Annotated in this window: 3 protein-coding genes; all 3 read right to left on the bottom strand. The window is 75.2% G+C overall.

Annotated elements, in window-relative coordinates:
• The coding region (locus AB0G56_RS36100) for a condensation domain-containing protein (RefSeq protein WP_360978528.1) at window positions 1-1,346 on the bottom strand (1,346 nt) is incomplete at its 3' end.
• A gap of 8 nt (window positions 1,347-1,354) precedes the next feature.
• Window positions 1,355-23,107 carry a non-ribosomal peptide synthase/polyketide synthase gene (locus AB0G56_RS36095; protein WP_360978525.1) on the bottom strand — a complete coding sequence of 7,251 codons (21,753 nt, stop codon included), beginning with the start codon at window positions 23,105-23,107 and terminating at the stop codon, window positions 1,355-1,357.
• Window positions 23,108-23,223: 116 nt separating this feature from the next.
• Window positions 23,224-23,511, bottom strand: a complete 288-nt coding sequence (locus AB0G56_RS36090; protein ID WP_360978522.1) for an acyl carrier protein — start codon at window positions 23,509-23,511, stop codon at window positions 23,224-23,226.
• Window positions 23,512-23,591 lie beyond the last annotated feature (80 nt).

Below are 23,591 nucleotides of genomic sequence, written 5' to 3'. Positions count from 1 at the left end.
AACACCAACCCACGCTCGACATCCGAAAGCACCTCCACACCACCGACCCGAACCCCCGGATCAGCAGCCACCACACCCAACACCCGCACCAACCGTTCAGCCAGGGCCTGGGCCGACTCGCGGTCGACGAGGTCGGGCTGGAAGTCCAGTCGGAAGCTCAGTTCCTCGCCGGGGTGGGCGACGAGGCCGTAGGTGTAGTGCATCGCGGACCGGCTCCGGGCCGAGGCGAGGCGCAGCCCGCTCACGTCGGCCGAGTCGTCGAGGCCGGCGCTGTCGAGGGGGTAGTTCTCGAACACCATCGAGGTGTCGAACAGCTCGCCGCTGCCGATGGTGCGCTGGAGGTCGGCGAGGCCGATGTGCTGGTGGTCCAGGAGTGCGGACTGCTCCCGCTGGAGGCGCTTCAGCAGGTCGCCGACGGTTTCCGCGGGGTTCAACCGGAGCCTCAGCGGCAGGGTGTTGATGAACAGGCCCACCATGTCCTCGACGCCGGGCAGGTCGGCCGGGCGGCCGGAGACGGTCACGCCGAACACGACGTCGTCGCGGCCCAGCAGGCCGGACAGGACGAGGCCCCAGGCCCCCTGGACGACGGAGTTCAGCGTGACGCCGAGCTCCCGGGCGCGTTCGGTGAGCCGGCGGGTGGTGTCGGCCGGCAGTGCGAACCGCACCTTGTCCGGGAGGACCGGGTTGCGACCGGGGACGGGGGGTGCGATCAGGGCCGGCTCGTCGAAGTCCTCGAAGGCCCGGTGCCAGGCGGTGAGGGCCGCGTCCCGGTCGCGGCCGGCGAGCCAGGCGAGGTAGTCCCGGTAGGGGCGGATCCGGGGCAGGCCGGAGGCGTCGCCGTCGGTGACGTACAGGCTGAGGAGTTCACGCAGGACGACCGGCAGTGACCAGCCGTCGAGGACGGCGTGGTGCACGGCGAGTGCGAGGCGGTGCCGGTCGGGTGCCAGGCGCAGCAGGGTGAACCGCAGCAGCGGCGGGCGGCCGACGTCGAAGCGGCGGGTGCGGTCCTCGGCGACGATCCGCTCGGCCTCGCGTTCCCGGTCGGCCTCGGGCAGGGCGGACAGGTCCGTCTCGGTCCAGTTCGGCGGGGCCTCGCGCAGGACGACCTGGACCCACTCACCGGAGGCGCGCTGCCGGAAACCGGCGCGGAGGTTGGTGTGGCGCTGGATGAGGGCCCGGGCGGCGGCGTGCAGCGCGGCGGGGTCCAGGGGGCCTTCGACGTCGAAGACGAGCTGGACGGTGTAGATGTCGGCGCCGCCCTCGTCGTAGACGCTGTGGAAGACGAGGCCTTCCTGCAGCGGCGACAGGGGCAGGATGTCCTCGATGGAGCGGGACTTACGGCTCACGGCTTTCCTCACTCGTCTTCCTGGTCTGCGAAGAAGTCGTCTTCGAAGGCGTCGATCTCGTCCTGGCTGAGGGACAGCAGGGACACGTCCGACGGGGTCAGTCCGCCCGCGTCGGGGTGGTGGGCGTGCTCGGCGAGTCCGCGCAGGGCCGCGAACCACGCCTCGGCCACCTCCCGCACCTCGTCCTCGGCCAGCAGGCGCGCGGCCCAGGTCCAGGTGGCGACGAGCTCGGGTCCGTCGTCGCCGTCCTGGGTCAGGGCGTTGAGTTCCAGCACATGGGTGAGCGGGGCGCCCGGGTCGTCACCGGGGACGAGCGCGCCGGTGTCGGGTACGGGCGTCCAGTCGGTGGCTTCCTGCGCCGTGATCCGGCCCAGGTAGTTGAAGCCGATGCCGGGGCGCCCGAGCGGGGCGAGCACCGACGTGGTCCGGGGGTTGAGGTGGCGCAGCAGGCCGTATCCGGCTCCGTTGCCGGGCACCGCGCGCAGCTGTTCCTTGACGGTCTTCAGGACGCGGCCCGCGGTGGGGCCGCCGGCCAGGGCGTCGTCGCGGGCCGCGCGGTCCAGCGGGCCCGGGTCGAGCCGTACCGGGTACAGGCTGGTGAACCAGCCGACCGTGCGGGAGAGGTCGGCGCCGGGGACGAGGTCCTCCTCGCGTCCGTGGCCCTCGACGTCGACGACGAGGGCGCTGTCCTGCCCGGGCCGCCGGGAGGCGAGCGCCACGGTGAGGGCGGCGAGGAGGCCGTCGGCGACGCCGGTGCCGAAGACGGAGCCGACGGTGGTGAGTACGGCCGTCGTCACGTCGGCGGGGAGCCTGAGCGAGAGGGCGCCGGCCGAGGCGTGGGTGTCGCGGGCCGGGTCGAGCGGGGCGGTGCCGAAGGGTGTCCCGGTGTCGCGCAGGGTGTCCGCCCAGTGGGCCAGCCGGCCGGTGTGTGCCGGGTCCAGGGCTGCCGTCCGCAGGGCGGTGGCCCAGTGCCGGAAGGACGTGCCCACGGGGGCGAGGTCGGGGGCGGCGCCCGAGGCGGCCGCCGTCCAGGCCTCGGCCAGGTCGGAGACGATCAGGCGCCAGGACACGCCGTCGACGACCAGGTGGTCGGCGAGCAGTACGAGTCGTCCCGGGGTGTGCGGGCCGCGGTCCAGCCAGACGGCCTGGAGCATGACGCCGTCCTGGGGTGCCAGCCGGCCGAGGGCCGCGTGGGCGTGGTCGGTGAGCAGCCGGTGCAGGGTGCCGGTGTCCGCCTGACGGGCGTCGACGCGGTCCAGGCAGCTGCGGGCGTCGAGGGTGCCGGGCTCGGGGATCTCCGCGTGGAGGTGCCCGGTGGCGTCGGGCACGCAGCGCATGCGCAGGGCGTCGTGCCGGTCCAGTACGGCCTGAAGGGCGCAGCGCAGGTCGTCGTAGGCCAGGCCGGCGGGTACCTGGAGGACGACGGACTGGTTGAACTTCTCGACCCGGCCGCCGCGTTCGGCGAGCCAGTGCATGATCGGCGTCAGCGGTAGCGGGCCCGTGGCGGGCTCCTGTGCCGTCTCGGGCCCGTCGGCGGGGGCCTGGCGGGAGGTCGTCGTCGCCTCGGCGAGGGCGGCCACCGTGCGGTGGTCGAACACGTCGCGCGGGCTGAGGGTGAGTCCCGCCTTGCGGGCGCGGCTGACGAGCTGGATGGACATGATGCTGTCGCCCCCGAGGTCGAAGAAGCTGTCCTCGACGCCGATGCCGTCCACGCCGAGCACCTCGGCGAACAGCGCGCACAGGGTCTCCTCGACGGGGCCGGTGGCGGTGCGGCCGGTGGCGCGGGGGGTGAGGACGGGAGCCGGGAGGGCCTTGCGGTCCAGCTTTCCGTTGGTCGTCAGCGGCAGTTCGGGCAGGGGTACGAGGGCCGGGGGCACCATGTAGTCCGGCAGGCGGTCGGCGAGGTGGGCGCGGACCTGGTCCAGGTCGAGCGGGGCGCCCGCGGCCACGACGTAGCCGGTGAGCCGTTTCTCGCCGGGCTGGTCCTCGCGCACGATCACGGCGCCGGTCCGGACGCCGGGGTGGGCGGTGAGCGCGGCCTCGATCTCGGCGAGTTCGATGCGGAAGCCGCGCACCTTGACCTGGTCGTCGGCGCGGCCCACGAACTCCAGTTGTCCGCCGGTGTTCCAGCGCACCAGGTCGCCGGTGCGGTACATGCGCTCCCCCGGCGCTCCGAACGGGCAGGCCACGAAGCGTTCGGCGGTGAGGTCGGGGCGTGCCCAGTAGCCGCGGGCGAGGCCGCTGCCGGCCACGTAGAGCTCGCCGGGGACGCCGTCGGGCACGGGGTGCAGGGCGGTGTCGAGGACGTAGGCGCGCATGTTGTCCAGCGGGCGTCCGATGGGGACGACGCCGGTCAGCTGCCGGGCGGTCACCGCGCTGACGGGGTTGCGGGTGGCGAACACCGTCGTCTCGGTGGGGCCGTAGCCGTTGACGACCTCGATGTGCGGGCAGTGGTCCAGGACGCGGTGAACGGTGGCCGGGGGGACGACGTCGCCGCCGGTCCACACCTGGCGCATGCCGCGGAAGCAGTCGGGCTGTTCTTCGGCAAGCACCGCGAACAGACCGGCGGTGAGCCACAGTCCGGTGACGCCGTGCCCGGTGATGAGTCCGCCGAGCGCCTCGACGCCGGTGTCGCCCGCGGGGGCGACGACGACGCTGCCGCCGCACAGCAGCGCGACCCACAGTTCCAGGGTGAGGGCGTCCCAGGCGTGCGGGGAGTGCAGCAGGACGCGTTCGGCGCAGCCGGAGCGCCACCAGTGGTCCTGGGCGAGGTCGGCGATGTTCCCGTGGGTGGCGGCGACGCCCTTGGGCAGGCCGGTGGAGCCGGAGGTGAACATCACGCAGGCGAGGTCCTCGGGCCGCGGGACGAAGCCGGGTGCGAAGGTGTCCTCGCGGGCGACCGCCTCGGCGGTGGCGGGGTCGTCGACGACGAGCACGTCGAGGGCGCCGGCGACGGTTTCGGCCCGTCGGCGCTGGGAGCGGTCGGCGATGAGCAGTGGTGTGCCGGTCTCGGCGACGATCCAGCGCAGCCGTTCGTCGGGGTAGGTGGCGCTGAGCGGCACGTAGGCGCCGCCCGCCTTGAGCACGGCGAGCACGGCGACGACGAGGTCGACGGAGCGCTCCATGAGGAGCGCGACGCGGGTCTCGCGGCGCACCCCGGCGCGGCGCAGCCGGTGGGCGAGCCGGTGGGCGCGCGCGGTCAGTTCGGCGTAGGTCAGGCTGCCGCCGTCGCCGATGAGCGCGGTCTTGCCGGGGGTGGCCGCGGCGTGGGCCTCGAAGAGGCCGAGGAGGGTGGTCGCGGGGACCGGGCGGGCCGTGTCGTTGCGTTCCTCCAGCAGGAGCCGGCGTTCGCCGGCGCCGAGGACGTCGATGCGGGTGACGGGTGCGTCGGGGGCGTTGACCGCCGTTTCGAGCACGCGGACCAGCCGGTCGGCGAGGGTCTGGGCGGTGGAGCGGTCGTAGAGGTCGGTGGCGTACTCGACGCGTCCGGTGAGGCCGAGGCCGGCCGGGTGGCTGCGGGTGAGGGCGAAGGTCAGGTCGAACTTGGCGGCTCCGGTGTCGAGGCGGTACTCGGACACGTCCAGGCCGGGAAGTTGCGCGGCCTGGGCGAGGGCTTCCTGTCCGTCGGTGTCGTCGAGGGTGAGGACGGTCTGGAACAGCGGGTGCCGTGCGGTCGAGCGGGTGACGTCCAGCGCGTCGACGAGGCGCTCGAAGGGCATGTCCTGGTGGGCGTACGCCCCCAGGTCGAACTCCCTGACGCGAGCGACGAGTTCGCGGAAGCTCGGGTCGCCGGACAGGTCGGTGCGCAGTACGAGCGTGTTGACGAAGAAGCCGACGAGGTCCTCCACCGCCTCGTCGGTGCGGCCGGCGATCGGGGTGCCGATGGGGATGTCGGTCCCGGCGCCCAGCCGCGACAGCAGCGTCGCCAGCGCGGCCTGCACCACCATGAACGGGGTCGCCCGCAGCTCGCGGGCCAGGCCCACCAGCCGCTCGTGCAGGGCGGCCGGCACCTCGAACTCCACCACACCACCGATGTGGGAGGACACGGCCGGGCGAGGGCGGTCGGTGGGCAGGTCCAGTTCCTGAGGCAGCCCGCCGAGTTGTGTCCGCCAGAAGGCGAGCCGGCGCGAGACGAGGCTGCCGGGGTCGTCCTCGGAGCCGAGTTCCCGGTTCTGCCACAGCGTGAAGTCGGCGTACTGGACGTACAGTTCATCCCAGGCCGGGGCGTGCCCGGCCAGACGCGCCAGGTAGGCGGCGGTCAGGTCGCGGGCGAGCACGCCGGTCGACCGGCCGTCCCCGGCGATGTGGTGGACCACCAGGAGCAGTACGTGGTCCCGGGCGTCGCGGGAGAACAGCACCGTGTGCAGGGGGAGTTCGGCCCCCAGGTCGAAGGCGTGGCGTGCCGCCGCCGCCAGTTCGGACTCGTCGGCGGCCGTGTGCAGCCGTGGCCGCGCCTGGTCCAGTACGACCTGGTACGGGCCGTCGTCGTCCTCGGCGAAGACGGTGCGCAGTGTTTCGTGGCGGGCCGTCACGTCGGTCAGGGCGGCCTGGAGTGCCGCCCGGTCCAGGTCACCGGTCAGGCGCAGCGCCAGCGGAATGTTGTAGGTGGCGCCGGGGCCTTCGAAGCGGTGCAGGAACCACAGTCTGCGCTGCGCGGACGACAGCGGCAGCCGCGCCGGTCGCTCCGCGCGGGTGACGGGCCGCAACGCGCCGGGGCCGGCCGTGCCGAGGGTCGCGCCGAGGGCGGCGACGGTGGGCGCCTCGAACAGGTCCCGCACCGGCAGTTCCACGCCGAGCGTGCCGCGGATGCGGTTGGCCAGCCGGGTGGCCAGCAGGGAGTGGCCGCCCAGGTCGAAGAAGTTGTCGTCGATGCCGACCCTCTCGACGCCGAGCACCTCGGCGAACAGGGTGCACAGGATCTCCTCGCGCGGGGAGCGCGGTGGGCGGTGCCCGGTGGTGCCGGTGGGGCCGTACGCGGGGGCGGGCAGGGCCCTGCGGTCGAGTTTGCCGTTGACGGTGAGCGGCAGTTCGGCGAGGGCCACCACGGCCGACGGCACCATGTAGTCGGGCAGTTCGGCGGCCAGCCGGTCGCGCAGGGCGGTGACGTCCAGGCCGTCGTGCGCGGGTACCGCGTAGGCGACGAGCCGCTGGTCGCCGGGCTGGTCCTCGCGGACGACCACGGCCGCCTGGGTGACCTGGGGGTGGCCGAGCACGGCGGACTCGATCTCGCCGAGTTCGATGCGGAAGCCGCGGATCTTGACCTGGTCGTCGGCGCGGCCCAGGTACTCCAGCTCACCGTCCGCGGTCCACCGCGCCAGGTCACCCGTGCGGTACATCCGCTCCCCCGGCGCCCCGAACGGACAGGCCACGAACCGCTCCGCGGTCAGCCCCGGCCGGTTCAGGTAACCGCGCGCCAGCCCGGGACCGGCGACGTACATCTCGCCCGTGACGCCTGCCGGGGCGGGCCGCAGTGCGCCGTCGAGCACGTAGACCCGAAGGTCGCGGATGCCGACGCCGATCAGGCTGCGCTGCTGCCCGGTCCAGGCGGAGGCGTCCAGGGTGCGCACGCTGACGTGCACGGTGGTCTCGGTGATGCCGTACATGTTGACCAGGACGGGTCGGGTGTCGCCGTGCCGGCGGCCCCAGCTCTCCAGCCGGCCCAGGTCGAGGGCTTCGCCGCCGAAGACCACCCAGCGCAGCGCGAGCCGGTCCCCGAGGCCGGGGTGGTCACGGTCCGCCTGCATGAGCTGGTAGAACGCCGACGGGGTCTGGTTGAGCACGGTGACCCGTTCCCGCACGAGCAGCCGCAGGAACTCGACCGGGCTGCGGCTGACGTCGAACGGTACGACGACGAGCCGTCCGCCGTGCAGCAGCGGGCCCCACAGCTCCCACACGGAGAAGTCGAACGCGGCGGAGTGGAACAGGGTCCACACGTCGTCCGGGCCGAAGCCGTAGACGTCCTCGGTGGCGGTGAAAAGCCGGACCACGTTGGCGTGCGGGACGACGACCCCCTTGGGGCGGCCGGTGGAACCGGATGTGTAGATCACGTACGCGGGGTGATCCGGGTCGACCGGGGCCCGGTCGTGTGCGGCGGGCCCGGCTTCCCCGGCCGCGGCCGTGGCGAGCCACTGCTCGTCGACGACGAGGACGGGGCCGGTGTCCTTCAGGATGTAGGCGATCCGTTCCTCGGGCTGGCCGGGGTCGACGGGGACGTACGCGGCTCCGGACTTCACCACCGCCAGCAGGGCCACCACGAGGTCGAGGCCGCGGGGCAGACAGACCGCGACGAACCGCTCCGGGCCGGCGCCGTGTGCCACGAGCCGGCGGGCCAGCCGGTCGGCCCGCTCGTCCAGCTGCCGGTAGGTCAGGGAGCGGGTCGCGCAGGTGACGGCGACGGCGTCCGGGGCCTGTGCGGCGCGCTCCTCGAAGAGGCCGGCGAGCGACCGGGCCGGCGTGGGCGTGCCGCCCTCGCCGCCCTCGCCGGCCGCGGCGAGCAGCCGGGCCCGCTCGGCCGCGTCGGTGACTTCGACGCGGGTGACCGGCCGGTCCGGGTCGGCCAGCGCCGCGTCGAGGACCCGCACCAGGCGCCGGGTGAGGGACGTGGCGGTGCTGCGGGTGTACAGGTCCGCGCTGTAGGCGAGGCTGCCCCGCAGTCCGGCGGGTGTGCCGTCGGCCGCGCGCCGCTCCTCCAGGACGAAGGACAGGTCGAACTTGGCCGCCGTGGTGTCCACCGGTTCGGGCCGGACCGCGAGGCCGGGCAGGCCGCGCAGCGCGCCGAGGGCCTGCTCGGTGGTGTCGTTCCAGGTCAGCGAGGTCTGGAACAGGGGGTGACGGACCGTCGAGCGGGCCGGGTTGAGCGCGTCGACGAGGCGTTCGAAGGGCACGTCCTGGTGGGCGTACGCGGCCAGGTCGAACTCCCTGACCCGAGCGACGAGTTCGCGGAAGCTCGGGTCGCCGGACAGGTCGGTGCGCAGTACGAGCGTGTTGACGAAGAACCCGACCAGGCTCTCCAGGGCGTCGTCGCCGCGGCCGGCGACGGGGGTGCCGATGGGGATGTCGGTCCCGGCGCCCAGCCGCGACAGCAGCGTCGCCAGCGCGGCCCGCACCACCATGAACGGGGTCGCCCGCAGCTCACGGGCCAGGCCCACCAGCCGCTCGTGCAGGGCGGCCGGCACCTCGAACTCCACCACACCACCGGTGTACGAGGACACGGCCGGGCGGCGGTGGTCGGTGGGCAGGTCCAGTTCCTCGGGCAGGCCGGCCAGGGCGTCGGTCCAGAACGTGAGCTGCCGTGCCAGGGGGCTGTCCTCGCCGGTCCCGGAGCCGAGCGTCCGCCGCTGCCACAGCGCGTAGTCGGCGTACTGGAGCGGGAGCGCGCCCCAGCGGGGGGCGTGGCCGGCGCGGCGGGCCGCGTAGGCGGCGGTCAGGTCCTGCGCGAGCGGTCCCACCGACCAGCCGTCGCCGGCGATGTGGTGGAGGACGAGCAGGAGCACGTGTTCCTGCTCGCCGAGCACGAACAGCCGGGCGCGCAGCGGGGGTTCGGACGACAGGTCGAAGGGGCGGCGGGCCTCGCGGGCCAGTGCGGCGCCGAGTCCGGCCTCGTCGGCGGGCTGGGCCGTCACGGGCGGCACGGCCGCGGCAGCGTCGAGCACGCGCTGGTGGGGGCCGTCGGCGTCCTCGGCGACGACGGTGCGCAGCACCTCGTGGCGTGCCGCCACGTCGGCCAGCGCCGCCGCGAGCGCCCCGCGGTCCAGGGCGCCGGTCAGCCGCAGGGCGGCGGGGATGTTGTACGTGGCGGAGGCCTCGTCGAACTGGCTGAGGAACCACAGCCGTTCCTGTGCGAAGGACAGCGGCAGCCGCTCGGGCCGCTCGCCCGCCCGGGCGGCGGGGCGGGCGGGGCCGGTGCCCTGCCAGGCGGCGAGCCCGGCGACGGTCGGGGTCTCGAAGAGGCGGCGCACCGGCAGTTCCTCGCCGAGCGTGGCGCGCACGCGGTTGACCAGCCGGGTGGCCAGCAGGGAGTGGCCGCCCAGGTCGAAGAAGCCGTCGTCGATGCCGACCCTGTCGACGCCGAGCACCTCGGCGAACAGGGTGCACAGGATCTCCTCGCGCGGGGAGCGCGGCGCGCGGTATCCGGCCGCGGACATCGTGCCGTACTCGGGCGCCGGCAGCGCCTTGCGGTCGAGCTTGCCGTTGGGGGTGACGGGCAGGGTGTCCAGCGCGACGAACGCCGAGGGCACCATGTGGGCGGCGAGCCGTGCGGCGGCGTGCCGGCGCAGGTGGGCCGGATCGGTGTCCGTGCCGGGCGCGGGCACCACGTAGGCCACGAGCCGCTTGTCGCCGGGCTGGTCCTCGCGTACGACGACCACGGCGCGGGCCACCGCGGGGTGGCCGGCCACGACGGCGGCGACCTCGCCCGGCTCGATACGGAAGCCGCGGATCTTGACCTGGTCGTCGGCGCGGCCCAGGTACTCCAGCTCACCGTCCGCGGTCCACCGCGCCAGGTCACCCGTGCGGTACATCCGCTCCCCCGGCGCCCCGAACGGACAGGCCACGAACCGCTCCGCGGTCGGCCCCGGCCGGTTCAGGTAACCGCGCGCCAGCCCGGAGCCGGCGATGTAGAGCTCGCCGGGGGTGCCCGCGGGGGCGGGCCGCAGAGCGCCGTCGAGGACGTACAGGCGGGTGTTGATCAGGGGGGTGCCGATGGGCGGGGCGGTGTCCCCGGCCAGCGGCGCGCTCATGCTGGCGCACACCGTGGACTCGGTGGGTCCGTAGGCGTTGATCATGCGGCGCCCCCGCGACCAGCGGTCCACCAGGTCCGGTGGGCAGGCCTCGCCGGCCACGACCAGGGTGGTGACGGTGGGCAGCGCGGTGTCCGGGAGCACGGCCAGCGCGGAGGGCGGCAGGGTGAGGTGGCTGATCCGCTGCTCGCGCACCAGGTCGGTCAGCGCGGGGCCCGGCAGCAGCCGTTCGGCGGGGGCCAGCACCAGGGTGGCGCCGGCCAGCAGGGCCATGCACAGTTCGGAGACGGCCGCGTCGAAGCTGGGTGAGGCGAAGAGCAGCACCCGGCTGCCGGGGCTGACGGCGAAGCGGTCGATCTGTCCGCCGGCCAGGCTCGCGATGCCCCGGTGGGAGACCGCGACGCCCTTGGGCAGGCCGGTCGAGCCGGAGGTGTGGATGACGTAGGCGAGCGAGGCCGGGTCGACGGGGGCGAGGTCGCCGTCGTCGTATCCGCGGGTGCCGGCGGTCGCGAGCCAGGCCGGGTCGACGCACAGCACGGGGTCGACGTCGGCGAGGATGTGCGCGACGCGCTCGGCGGGGTAGTCCGGGTCGACGGGGACGTGGGCGGCTCCGGTCTTCATGACGGCGAGCAGGGTGACCACCAGGTCGGCCGAGCGCGGCAGGGACACCGCGACGCACCGCTCCGGTCCGGCTCCGTGTGCGGCCAGCAGCCGGGCGAGCCGGTCGGCCCGCTCGTCGAGTTCGGCGTAGGTCAGGCGGGTGTCCTCGAACACGACGGCGGTGGCGTGCGGGGTGCGGGCCGCCTGGGCCTGGAACAGCTCGGGCAGCGTGCCGGTGGGCACCGGGTGGTCGGTGGCGTTCCACTCGTCGACGAGCAGCCGGTGTTCGTCGGCGGTGAGCGGGTCGATCCGGGCGACGGGCAGCTCGGGGGCGTCCGCCATGGCCGTCAGGATCCGCAGGAGGCGGTCCATGACCAGGCGTGCCGTGTCCGGGCCGACCAGGTCGGGCTGGTGGTCGAGGCGGAAGCGCAGCTCGTCGCCGGGCGTCGCCACGAGGCCGTACGTGTAGTGGACGGCGTCTCGGGTGCGGGCGCCGGTGAGCCGCAGGCCGGTGCCGGCCGCCACGGCGTTCAGTGTCCCGGCGTCCAGGGGGTAGTTCTCGAACACCAGGGAGGTGTCGAAGAGTTCGCCGAATCCGGTGGCCCGCTGGATGTCGGCGAGGCCGAGGTGCTGGTGCTCCAGCAGTCGCGCCTGTTCGCGCTGGGTGCGCAGCAGCAGGTCGCCGACGGACTCGGCGGGGTCCACCCGCAGCCGCGCCGGCACGGTGTTGATGAACAGGCCGATGCTGTCCCAGGCCCCGTCGGCGTCGGCCGGGCGGCCGGACACGGTGACGCCGAACGCGACGTCGTCGCGGCCCAGCCGGTGGGCCAGGACGAGTCCCCAGGCCGCCTGGACGGCCGAGTTGAGGGTGACGCCGAGGGCGCGGGTCCGCTCCGTCAGCCGGGCGGTGTCGGCGGCGGGCAGGGAGGCCTCCACGGTGGCCGGGAGGAGCGGGGTGCGGCCGGTGTCGGGCGCGGCGGCCAGCGTCGGCTCCTCGAATCCCGCGAACGCCTCGCGCCAGGCGGCCTCGGCGGCGGCGCGGTCCTGCCGGGCGAGCCACGCCAGGTGGTCCCGGTAGGGCCGCACCGGCGGCAGCGGCTGCTCGCCCCGGTACAGCTCCAGCAGCTCGCGGACGACGACGGGCAGGGACCAGCCGTCCCACAGCACGTGGTGCGAGGTGATCGCCAGCCGGTGGTGCCGCTCGCCCAGCCGCAGCAGGGTGAAGCGGACGAGCGGGGGCCGGGCGGGGTCGAAGCGCCGGGCGCGGTCGGTGTCGAGCAGGCGGCGGGCCTCCTGCTCGCGCTCGGCCTCGTCCAGCGCGCCGAGGTCGGCCTCCTGCCAGGGCAGCGGGACCTCGCGCAGCACCGCCTGTACGGGGGTGCTCAGGTTGTCGTGCGGGAAGGCCGCCCGCAGGTTGGGGTGCCGGTCGAGCAGCGCGGCCGCCGCGGCACGCAGCGCCGCGGTGTCCGGCTCGCCCTCGATGTCGACGGCGAGCTGCACGGTGTAGACGTCGCCGGAGTCCTCGTCGAAGGAGTGGTGGAAGAGCAGACCCTCCTGCAGCGGGGACAGCGGCAGCACGTCCTCCAGGCCCGGCAGGCGGCGTTCCAGTTCCTCGATCTCGCGCTGGCCGAGCCGCGCGGGGGCGATGTCGCAGGGCGTGAGGCCGCCCGCGTCGGGCCGCCGCGCGTGGGTGGCGAAGCCGCGCAGGACCTCGAACCACTCCTCGGCGAGGCGGCGCACCCGGTCCTCGTCGAACAGGCGGCTCGCCCAGGTCCAGGTGGCGACGAGTTCGGGTCCGTCGGGACCGTCCTCGGCAAGCGCGTTGAGTTCCACGGCGTGCGCGAGCGGCAGGCCGGGGTCGGCGTCGCCGCCGATGCCGTTGCTGCCGGGTACGACGCTCCAGTCCGCGTCGTCGCCGGTGGCGGCCCGGCCCAGGTAGTTGAAGCCCAGCTCCGGCGGGGTGGGTGCGCAGAGTTCGGGGCGCGTCTGCGCGTCGAGGTGGCGCAGCACGCCGAAGCCGAGGCCGTGGCCGGGCACGGCGCGCAGCAGTTCCTTGGTGCGCTTCAGCAGCCGGCCGGCCTCCGGGCCGCCCGCCCGAAGGGCGCCGCGCGCCTCGGCGTCGAGCCGGCCGGCGTCCAGCCGCACGGGGTACAGGCTGGTGAACCAGCCCACGGTGCGGGACACGTCGGTGTCGCCCGCGTCCAGCTGGTCGCGGCCGTGACCCTCGACGTCCACCACCACGGCCGGGTCGTCCGTGCCGCGCCAGGCGGTGACGGCCGCCGCGAACGCGGCGAGCAGGACCTCGTCCGGGCGCGCCCGGTAGCGGGCGGCGGCGGTGGTCAGCACGGCCCGGGTCACGTCGGCGGGCAGCCGCAGGCGCAGCGAGGCGGCACTGCCGTGGGTGTCGCGCGCGGGGTCGAGGGCGGGGCCGCCGGTCGTGGCGGTGGCCGCGGCCAGCACCTCGCGCCAGTGGGGAAGCTGGTCCCGGTACCGGCCCTCGGCGGCCGCCGTGTGCCGGCGGCGGGCCCAGGACCGGTAGGACGGGCCGGCCGGAGCGAGGGCGGGGGCGCGGCCCGCGGCGGCCGCTCGCCAGGCGTCGGCGAGGTCGGGCAGCAGCACCCGCCAGGACACGCCGTCCACGACCAGGTGGTGGGCGACGAGCACGAGCCGGCCGGACCGGGCCGGGCCGCGGTCGAGCCACACCGCCTGCACCATCACGCCGTCCCGCGGTGCGAGCCGGGTGCGGGCCGCCGCGGCCTGCTCGGCCATGAGGTCGTCCAGTCCGGCGCCGTCGGCCCTGTCGGTGCCGACCCGGCGCAGCAGGGCACCGGCCCGTACCGAGCCGCGTTCGCCGATCTCCAGCGACCACGGCTCGCCGTCGGCCAGGCGCATCCGCAGGGCGTCGTGGTGGTCGAGGACGGCCTGCAGGGCCGTCAGCAGGTCCCCGCGGCGCAGCCCGGCGGGGACCCGCACCGCGAGTGACTGGGCGAACCCGTCGGCGGGGCCACCGCGTTCGGCCAGCCAGTGGGCCATGGGCGGCAGCGGGACCGGCCCGGTCGCGATGTCCGGCTCCCCGGCGGGGCCGGCGTCGGCGGGTGCCGCGACGGCGGCGAGGCCCGCGACCGTGCGCTGCTCGAAGACGTCCCGCGCGGACAGGACGAGCCCCTCCCTGCGGGCCCGGCCGACCAGCTGGATCGACATGATGCTGTCGCCGCCGAGGTCGAAGAAGCCGTCGTCGGCACCGACCTCGGGCAGGCCGAGCACGTCGCCGAAGAGCCGGGCCAGGATGTGCTCGGTCGCGGTGCGCGGCGCCCGGCCGCCGCCGGTCGCCGGCCGCTCGGGGGCGGGCAGGGCGGTGCGGTCCAGCTTGCCGTTCGGGGTCAGCGGCAGCCGGTCCAGCGTGACGAAGGCGGAGGGGACCATGTGGTCGGGCAGCGTGGCCGCCAGGTGGTCGCGCAGCAGGTCGTGGTCGACCGGGTTCCGCTCGGGCAGGACGTAGCCGACGAGACGGCGCTCGCCGGGGCGGTCCTCGCGCACGACCGTCTGGGCCCAGGCGAGGTCCGGGTGGCCGGCCAGCGCGGCGTCGATCTCGCCCAGTTCGACGCGCTGTCCGCGGATCTTCACCTGGTGGTCGGTGCGGCCGAGGTACTCCAGCGCGCCGTCGGCCCGCCAGCGGGCCACGTCGCCGGTGCGGTACATCCGCGAACCGGCCGGGCCGTGGGGGTCGGCGACGAAGCGCTCCGCGGTGAGGCCGGGCCGGCCGAGATAGCCGCGGGCCAGCCCCGCGCCGCAGATGTACAGCTCGCCAGGGGTGCCCACCGGCACCGGCAGCAGCCCGCCGTCCAGTACCCGCATACGGATGTTCCAGATGGGCCGGCCGATCGGTACGGAGGGGCCGGCGTCGTCGGGGGCGCAGTCCCAGGCGGTGACGTCGACGGCGGCCTCGGTGGGGCCGTAGAGGTTGTGCAGCCGGGCCGGCAGCAGCCGGTGGAACTGCTGCTGGAGGTCGCGCGGCAGCGCCTCGCCGCTGGACACGACGCGTCGCAGCGAGGTGCAGCGGGCCGCCGCGGGCTCCTGGAGGAAGGCCTGCAGCATCGAGGGGACGAAGTGCACGGTGGTGACCCGCTGCGCCTGGACCAGCTCGGCGAGGTAGGCGGCGTCGCGGTGGCCTTCGGGCCGGGCGACGACGAGTGCCGCTCCGACGGCGAGCGGCCAGAAGAACTCCCACACCGACACGTCGAAGCCGAAGGCGGTCTTCTGCAGCACGCGGTCCGTGGCGTCGAGGGCGTAGGCGCCCTGCATCCACAGCAGCCGGTTGGCGATGGCCGCGTGGCTGACGACGACGCCCTTGGGCCGGCCGGTGGAGCCGGAGGTGTAGATGACGTAGGCGGGGTGGGCGAGGCCGAGCGGGGCCGTGCGGTCGGCGTCGGTGAGGTCGGTGCCGGGCAGGGCGGTGGTGTCCGCCTCGTCGACGAGCAGCCGCGGGGTGCCGGTCGCGGGCAGCCGGCCGGCCACGTCGGCGCGGGTCAGCACGAGTTCGGGCGCCGCGTCGGTGAGCAGATGGGCGATGCGGTCGGCCGGGTAGCCGGTGTCGACGGGCAGGTAGGCGCCGCCCGCCTTCACCACGGCGTGGATCGCCACGACGAGTTCGACGGAGCGGGGCAGTGCGATCGCCACCCGCCGCTCGGGGCCGACACCGTGGCGCACCAGGAGCCGGGCGAGCCGGTTGGCCCGCTCGTTGAGTTCGGCGTAGGTCAGCCGCGTGTCCTCGAAGACGACGGCGGTGGCGTGCGGGGTGCGGGCGGCCTGTGCCTCGAAGGCGGCGGGCAGGGTGGTCGCGGTCACCTCGTGGTCGGTGCCGGCGAAGGTGCGCAGGGTCAGCCGCCGCTCGTCGTCGGTGAGCACGTCGAGCCGCCCGGTGGGCCGTTCGGGGTGGTCGGCGAGGGCCTGGAGGACGCGTACGAACCGGTCGGCGACGCTCTGCGCAACGGCGTGGTCGACGAGGTCGGGCTGGTGGTCCAGGCGCAGCCGCAGTGTGTCGCCGGGGACGACGACCAGGCCGAGCGGGTAGTGCACGGCGTCGTGGGCGCGGACCTCGCCGACGCGCAGGCCGGCGGTGGCGGTGAGTTCCGTGAAGGCGGCGGCGTCGAGCGGGAAGTTCTCGAACACCACGGAGGTGTCGAAGAGTTCACCGAGTCCGGCCGCGCGCTGGATGTCGGCGAGGCCGGTGTGCTGGTGCTCCAGCAGCCGCTGCCGCTCGCTCTGCACGCGCCGCAGCAGGTCGCCGAGCGGTTCGGCCGCATCCAGCCGCACGCGCAGCGGGACGGTGTTGATGTACAGCCCGACGCCGTTCTCGATGCCGTCGATCTCGGCGGGCCGTCCGGAGACGGTGACGCCGAAGGTGACGTCGTCGCGGCCCAGGGTGCGGGACAGCACCAGCGCCCAGGCCGCCTCGATCACCGAGTTGAGCGTCACGCCCAGGGCGCGGGCCCGCTCGGTGAGCGCCGCCGTGGCGGGTGCGGGCAGCGTCGTCTCCACGCGCCCCGGCCGGACCGGGATCCGGCCGGGCGGGGCGGCGGCGATCCGGGTCGCCTCGTCGAGATCGGCGAACGCCTCCCGCCAGGCCCGCTCGGCCGCGGCCGGGTCGCGGTGCTGCAACCACCGCAGGTGGTCGTGGAAGGGGCGCGGCGCGGGCAGGTCGGTGCGGCCCCGGTACAGCTCCAGCAGTTCCCGCAGCAGCACGGGCAGCGACCAGCCGTCGAGGACGGCGTGGTGGACGGTCAGGGCCAGCACGGCACGGTCGGTGCCGGTGCGGGCGAGCAGGAAGCGGACGAGCGGGGGTGCGGTGAGGTCGAAGCGGCGTTCGCGTTCGCGGACCAGCCGGTCCTGGAGCGCCTGCGCGTCGGCGGCCTCGGTCTGCTGCCAGTTCAGCGGTACGTCGGCGTGGACGATCTGCACGGGGCGGCTGAGCCCCTCTGTCCAAAAGCCGGCGCGCAGCGCGTCGTGCCGGGTGAGCAGAGCGGCGGCGGCGGCCTTCAGGGCGGACGTGTCGAGGCGGCCGAGGAGTTCGACGGCGACCTGCACGGTGTAGACGTCGGGGGCGTCTCGGTCGAAGACGCTGTGGAAGACCAGGCCGTCCTGGAGCGGGGTGAGCGGCAGCACCTGCGCCGAGGCGGGCAGTTGCGCGCGCAGCCCGGCCAGTTCCCCGGTGTCGAGGGGGACGTCGACCGGGGTGTCGGCGGGGCCTTCGGCGGCCGCGGCGGGATCCGTGCCGTCGTCGGTGTCCTCGGGCAGGGCCGCGGCGAGCGCGGCGACCGTACGGTGGGCGAAGACGTCCTTGACGGCGATGCGGAGTCCGGCCCGGCGGGCGCGGCCGACCAGGCGCACGGCGACGATGCTGTCGCCGCCGAGGGCGAAGAAGCTGTCGTCGACGCCGGCCTCCGGTACGCCGAGCACTTCGGCGAACAGGGCGCACAGGGTGCGTTCGCGTGCGGTGCGGGGCGCCTGTCCGGAGAGGGCCGCGGTGAAGTCGGGGGCGGGCAGAACCTTGCGGTCCAGCTTGCCGTTCGGGGTCAGGGGCAGTTCGTCCAGCGTGACGAGGGCCGAGGGGACCATGTACTCCGGCAGGGTGCGGGCCAGGTGGGCACGCAGCTCTTCGGGGGCGGTGCCGGTGCCGACGACGTAGCCCACCAGGCGCTGGTCGCCGGGTCGGTCCTCACGCACCACGACCGCGGCGCGCGAGACCCTCTCGTGGGCGAGCAGGGCGGTCTCGATCTCGCCGGGTTCGATGCGGTGGCCGCGCACCTTGACCTGCTGGTCGGTGCGGCCGAGGTACTCCAGTTCGCCGTCGGCGGACCAGCGCGCCAGGTCACCGGTGCGGTACATGCGCGCTCCCGGCTCGCCGTACGGGTCGGCGACGAACCGCTCCGCCGTCAGGCCGGGGCGGTCCAGGTAGCCGTGGGCCAGTCCCGCGCCCGCGATGTACAGCTCGCCGGCCACACCGGCGGGCGCAGGGCGCAGGGCGGCGTCGAGGACGTACACCCGGGTGTTGCCGATGGGGCGGCCGATCGCACCCCGGACGGCGCTGTCGCCGCAGACCTTCCCGGCCGTGGACCAGACGGTGGTCTCGGTGGGCCCGTAGAGGTTGGTGACCGTGCGGGCCGTGGCCAGCAGGCGGTCGGCGAGGTCGGCGGGCAGTGCCTCGCCGCCGACGAGGACCCGCAGCCCGGCGGGGGCGTCCGGGACCTCGTCGAGGAGGGCGCGCCACAGGCTCGGGGTCGCCTGCATCACCGTCGCCCCGGCCGTGCCGATCAGGCCGGCCAGTGCCTGCGGGTCCCGGGTGGTGTCCTTGTCGGCGAGCACCACGCACGCGCCGGCCAGCAGCGGCGCGTACAGTTCGAGGGCGGCGATGTCGAAGCCCACCGTGGTGACCGCCGCCAGCCGGTCCTCGGCGCCGAGGGCGAGCGACCGCGCCATCGAGTCGAGGAAGTTGACCAGCGCGGCGTGCCCGACGACGACGCCCTTGGGGCGGCCGGTCGACCCGGAGGTGTAGATCACGTACGCGGGGCTGTGCGGGGACACCGCGGCCAGGTCGTCGGGGGCGTGCTCCTCGGTCCGGGCCCCGGCGAGCCAGTCCTCGTCCACCACGAGGACGGGCCGGGAGTCCTCGATCATGTACGTGATGCGGTCGGCGGGGAAGTCCGGGTCGAGCGGCACGTACGCCGCTCCTGACTTGGCGACGGCGAGCAGTACGGCGACGAGGTCGACGGAGCGCGGCAGCCGGACCGCGACCCGGCGGCCGGGGCCCGCCCCCTGGTGGGCCAGCAGCCGGCCCAGGCGGTTCGCCCGGGCGTTCAGTTGCGCGTAGCTGACCTCGTGGCCGTCGTGGACCACGGCCGTGGCGTGCGGGGTGCGGGCCGCGCGGGCCTCGAAGAGCTGCGGCAGGGCGACCGGGGGCACGGGGCGCCCGGTCGCGTTCCACCGCTCCAGCAGCGTCGCGCGTTCGGTGCCGACGAGGACGTCCACGCGTCCCGCCGCCGTGGCCGGGTCGGCCGCGATCTGTTCCAGGACGCTCGCCAGGCGGGCGACGGTCCGCCGGGCCGCGTCGGCGTCGACCAGGTCGGGCTGGTGGTCGATCCGCAGCCGCAGACGCTCGCCCGGGTGGACGACGAGGCTCAGCGGGAAGTGGGCGCCTTCGTGGGCGCGGGCGTCCAGGAGCCGCAGGCCGGCCTCCTCGGCGAGGGTGCCGAGCGCGCCCCGGTCCAAGGGGTAGTTCTCGAACACCATGGAGGTGTCGAAGAGTTCACCGAGGCCGGTCCAGCGCTGGATGTCGGCGAGTCCCATGTGCTGGTGCTCCAGCAGGGCCGTCCGCTCCCGCTGGAGTCGTACGGCGAGGTCTCCGACACCTTCCGCCGGGTCCAGCCGTACGCGCAGGGGCAACGTGTTGATGAAGAGGCCGGCCATGTCCTCCACGCCGTTCAGCTCGGCGGGGCGGCCGGCCACCGTGGTGCCGAAGACCACGTCGCTCCGGCCGAGCAGCTGGGACAGGACCAGCGACCAGGCGGCCGTGGTCAGCGAGTTGAGGGTGACACCCAGCTCACGGGCGCGCTGTCCCAGGCGGGCGGTCAGCCCGGCCGGCAGGTCGTGCTCCACCCGGGCGGGCGGCACAGGGGTGCGGCCGGGCGCGGCCGGGGCGAGCCGGGCGGGCTCGTCGAAGCCGTCGAACGCGGCGGTCCAGGCGTGCCGGGCCGCGTCGGTGTCCTGCGCCGCGAGCCACGCCAAGTGGTCCTCGAACGTCCGCGCCCGGGGCAGCGGCCGGCCGCTCGCGTACGCGCGCAGCAGGTCGCGGACGAGAACGGGCAGCGACCAGCCGTCGAGGACGGCGTGGTGTGCGGTCAGCGCCAGGACGTGGTGGTCGGCCGCGGTGCGGACCAGCAGGAACCGGACGAGCGGCGGCCGCCGCAGGGTGAAGCGCGTGGCGCGTTCCGCGTCGAGCAGCGCCTGGAGGGCCTGCGGGTCCTCGGCCGTCTCGTCCCGCCACACGAGCGGTGCCTCGCGGGGTACGACCTGGACGGCGCGGCTCAGTCCTTCGTGCCGGAATGCGGCTCGCAGCGCGTCGTGCCGCTCCGGCAGCCGCGCCGCCGCGGTGCGCAGGGCGGCGGCATCGAGCGGGCCGCCGAGTTCCAGGACGGCCTGGACGGTGTAGAGGTCGGGCTGGTCCTCGTCGAAGACGCTGTGGAAGAGCAGGCCTTCCTGCAGCGGGGTCAGCGGCAGGACGCGGGCGCCGGGCGGGGCGTCGACGAGGGCGAGTTCGGCGTCCGGCAGGGGCGGCGGGAGGGTGCGGGTGTCCGGGCCGGTGTCCGCGGCCGTCCGGGCCACTGCCGCGATGGCCTCGACGGTGCGGTGCACGAAGACGTCGCGGGCGCTGAAGGCGAGGCCGGCGCGGCGGGCGTGGGCGACGAGCCGCAGGGCCAGGATGCTGTCGCCGCCGAGGTCGAAGAAGCTGTCGTCCACGCCGGCCCGCGGTACGCCGAGCACCTCGGCGAACAGGGCGCACAGCCGGGTCTCGGCGGCGGTGCGCGGGGCCCCGCCCCGGGAGGCGTAGGCGGGTGCGGGCAGGGCGGCCCGGTCCAGTTTGCCGTTGGGGCTGAGGGGCAGCGCCGCCAGCGTGACGAACGCCGACGGCACCATGTAGTCCGGCAGGGCCTCCGCCACCAGGGCGCGCAGGTGCCCGGCGTCGGCGCCGCCGACGGTGTAGGCCACCAGCCGCTTGTCGCCGGGCCGGTCCTCGCGCAGCACCACGGCGGCGTGCTCCACCTCGGGGTGGGCGGTGAGGGCCGCCTCGATCTCGGCCGGTTCGACGCGGAAGCCGCGCACCTTGACCTGCTGGTCGGCGCGGCCGAGGTACTCCAGCTCCCCGTCGGCCGTCCAGCGGGCCAGGTCGCCGGTGCGGTACATGCGCTCGCCCGCGCCGCCGAAGGGGCAGGCCACGAACCGCTCGGCGGTCAGGGCGGGCCGCCCGAGGTAGCCGCGGGCCAGGCCCGCGCCCGCCACGTACAGCTCGCCCGGGGTGCCGGCCGGCACCGGGCGCAGGGACGCGTCCAGCACGAAGGCGCGGGTGTTGGTGATGGGCCGGCCGATCCGCACGGTGCCGGCGGTGACATCGGCGTACAGGCTGTCGCCACTGGCCTCGGAGGAGCCGTACAGGTTGAGCAGGCGGGCGCCGGGCAGCGCGGCGCGGAACCGTTCGGCGTACGCCGGGGGCAGTGCCTCGCCGCTGGTCACCCACAGCGTGCACGGCGCCAGGGCACCGGTGTCGTCGCCGTCCAGCAGTTCGGCGAGGAGGCTGGGCACGAGGGTGATCCGGGCGGCGCCGTGCCGGGCGGCGAGCTTTGTCATGGCGGCGGCGCTGCGGGCGGTGTCGGCGTCGCAGAGGACGACGGGGGCGCCGTGCACGAGCGGGGCGAGGAGTTCGGTGGTGCCGTCGACGAAGCTGAGGGAGCTCTTGGCGAGGACGGGCCGCCCGTCGAAGGGGAACTCCTCGCCGAACCACAGCAGCCGGTTGACGGCCCCCTCGTGGAGTCCGACCACGCCCTTGGGTACGCCGGTCGAACCGGAGGTGTAGACCAGGTAGGCGGGGTGGGCGGCGGTCAGCGGCCGGTGGCGGTCGGCGTCGGTGGGGTCGTGCGCGGGCTGCCCGCTGGTGTCGAGGGCGTCGGTGAGCAGCGGTCGCACGCCGTCCAGCGGCAGGCCGGCCGCCAGGTCGGCGGTGGTCAGGACGAGGCCGGGGCGGGTGTCGCCGAGCAGGTGGGCGATGCGGTCGGCCGGGTAGTCAGGGTCGACGGCCAGGTAGGCGGCGCCTGCCTTCAGCACGGCGAGCAGGGCGACGACGAGGTCGGTGGAGCGCGGCAGGGCGAGGCCGACGTGCTGGTCGGGGCCGGTGCCGTGACCGATGAGCAGGTGGGCGAGCCGGTTGGCGCGGGTGTTGAGTTCGGCGTAGGTGAGGGTGCCGCCGGCGTGGTGGAGGGCGGGCGCGTGCGGGGTCCGGGCCACCTGTGCCTCGAACAGGCCGGGGAGGGTGGTGGCCGCCCGCTCGCGCACGGGGCCGTGCCACCGGCTCAGCAGGGTGTCGCGCTCGGTGCCGGTGAGCAGGTCCAGGGCGGCGACCGGGCGGCCGGGGTGCCCGGCGGCGCGCTCCAGGAAGGCGCAGAACCGTTCCTGGTGGCGGACGAGGTCGTCCTCGGTGTACAGGGCGCGGTTGCCGCAGAACTCCAGTTCCCAGTCCTCGGAGCCGGCCGTGCGGTAGACGTTGACCGTCAGGTCGGCGATCGGGCCGTTGGCGAGCTGGCGGCGCGCGGCCGGGTGGGCGCCGAAGCGGGTCTCCTGCTCGAAGGCCATCACGTTGACCTGCGGTCCGGTCAGGGCGCCTGCCTCGGCGGACAGGCCGAGTTCCGCGCGCAGCGCCTCGCCCCGGTGGCGCTGGTGCCGGATGGTCTGCCGGATCCGCCGCTCCGCCTGGTCCACCAGGTCGCCGAAGGTGGTGTCCGGCTTGACGGACAGGCGGACGGGCACCTCGTTGGCGAGCATCGCGGGCGTGCCGAGTTCCGTGCGGGAACGGCGGGCCGCCATCGGCATGTTGACGATGACGTCGGGCCGGCCGAGCAGGCGGTGCGCGTACGCCGCGGTGGCGGCGACGATCGTGGCGGACAGGCCGCCGACGCCGCCGCGGCTCCCGTCGGCGAGTCCCGCGAGCAGCTCCGGTGCCATCGGGGTGACCCGGCGCATGGTGCTGAGCGTGGGCGGGGCGACGCGTCCGGCGAGCGGAGTGCCCTCGTGGTGGCCGGCGAACGCCTCCCGCCAGTACGCCGCGTCCGTGGCGTGGCGGGGGGAGGCGAGGTAGGCGGCGTCCTCGGCGAGCAGGTCGGCGAGGGGGGCCGCGCCGGTTCCCGCCGGGACGATGCCCCGCTCGAACGCGGTGTACAGCTCGGCGAGCCGCCGGATGTACAGGTGCTGGCCGAAGCCGTCCAGCACGATGTGGTGGTAGCGGAAGTACAGGACGCTGCGCCGCGCGCCCACGGTGAACAGGGCGTGCGTGCAGGGCGCTTCACGGGTGAGGTCGGTCGCGGTGGCGAGGTCGGCGGCCGTCCAGGCCTCGATCTCCGCGTCGGGGTCGGGCCGGTCCGTGAGGTCGACGACGTGGAGCCTGGGCGTGCCGGCCGGTTCGATGCTCAACCGGGGGCCGTCCGCTGTGTCGTGGAACCGGGTGCGCAGCGTCTCGGTCTCGGCGAGTGCCTGGGCGACGGCCAGGCGCAGGGCCGACTCGTCCAGGCGTCCGGCGACCGTGTAGGTGACGGCGCAGTTGTAGAAGGGGTTGTCGGGCGCCATGCGCTGGGCCACCCAGATGCCGGTCTGCGCGGCGGACACGGTACGGAGTGTGGTGCTGACGTCGGACACGGGCTTCCCATCCCCCAGGGCGCTGCGGTCTGCGTGGAACTGCGGTGTGCGGATGCTGCGGATGCGTGGAAGGTGCGCTGTGCGGCTCAGGCCGCGCGGCTGCGGGCCCGCTCCTCGCCGATGGCGGTGAGCAGGGCGTCGATCGTGGGGTTGTCCCACATCATCGTGGGGTCGACCGGGAAACCGAGGTGGTCCTCGATCTCGGCGGCGACGGACAGGGCGTACACCGAGTCCAGGCCGTAGTCGCTGAGCGGCACGTCGGGCCGGAGGTCGGCGGCCGGCATCCTCAGGTGTTCGGCGACGCTGGCCACCAGCCAGTCGCGCAGGTCGTCGTCGCCGGAGCCGGTCGCGCTCGGGGGTGTGCTCTCGGACATGGGGTCTCCTGTCGGGGTACGAGGTCGGAGGGGCGGCGGGCCAGTGGGTCGGCGGTGAGCGGTCGGCGGGTTGCGGGCGG

Origin of the sequence: Streptomyces sp. NPDC021356, from assembly GCF_040641015.1 — a bacterium.
GTDB lineage: Bacteria > Actinomycetota > Actinomycetes > Streptomycetales > Streptomycetaceae > Streptomyces.
The sequence above is the reverse complement of the archived record's forward strand: the minus strand, read 5'-3'. Positions and strand labels throughout refer to the sequence as shown.

What these genes read in the sequence shown, in the direction of transcription:
- AB0G56_RS36090 (WP_360978522.1), bottom strand. Translation starts at nt 23,511, where the DNA reads ATGTCCGAGAGCACACCCCCGAGCGCGACCGGCTCCGGCGACGACGAC.